Origin of the sequence: Capnocytophaga sp. oral taxon 329 str. F0087, assembly GCF_000213295.2 — a bacterium.
In the GTDB taxonomy this organism is placed as follows: Bacteria; Bacteroidota; Bacteroidia; order Flavobacteriales; family Flavobacteriaceae; genus Capnocytophaga; species Capnocytophaga leadbetteri_A.
Window position 1 is genome coordinate 1 of the sequence record NZ_KN390095.1, and the last position, 539, is coordinate 539.

General features: G+C 38.2%; 2 protein-coding genes. Both read left to right on the forward strand.

The features are described from left to right. A partial coding sequence (locus HMPREF9074_RS11495; protein ID WP_034541020.1) for a hypothetical protein occupies positions 1-205 on the forward strand: 205 nt, incomplete at its 5' end. Between the two features lie 33 nt (positions 206-238). Continuing rightward, complete coding sequence (locus HMPREF9074_RS11500) at positions 239-532, forward strand: hypothetical protein (protein WP_095913017.1); 294 nt, start codon at positions 239-241, stop codon at positions 530-532. The last annotated feature ends 7 nt before the right edge of the window (positions 533-539 follow it).

The window sequence follows — 539 nt, forward strand, 5'->3', positions numbered from 1 at the left end:
TATTCCTCCGAATAAATCAGTACGGATATTGAAAAGGTCTGATGCCAGCAAGAAACTAACAATAAGTACACGTTACGGACAAGAAAAAGAGTATGTTGGCTCTCCTGCTGGTACTGTATTCTTGGTTACCCCTGTATTTAATTCCAGAGTTTTGGCTATCTCTGAAGTACGCCCGTTTGGCTATGAAGAAATTAGCACTAATTAAACCCATAATCTCTAATAATATATTAAGAAAACAATGCTTGAATTTATAAATAAATACGGCTCATTTATGCTCGCGGGAGCAATAGGTGTCTCTATCAAAAAATTAAGACGCCGAATGACTTGGAGCCGTTTTTTTCGCTCTTGCTTAATCGCTATTTTCACCAGCTTATGTGCGGGGGTGCTCTTCCTGCATTTCTTGCAGTTACCTATCCCAGTAGTGAACGCCTTGTGTGGTGTAACGGGAGTGTTCGCCGAAAGTATTTTAGATGAAATAGAAGATATTATAAGCCACCTTTCAGACTACATTGACAAGAAACTTAATAATTAATCTATGA

Coding starts and splice junctions, on each gene's coding strand:
- HMPREF9074_RS11500 (WP_095913017.1), top strand. CDS start 239: ATGCTTGAATTTATAAATAAATACGGCTCATTTATGCTCGCGGGAGCA.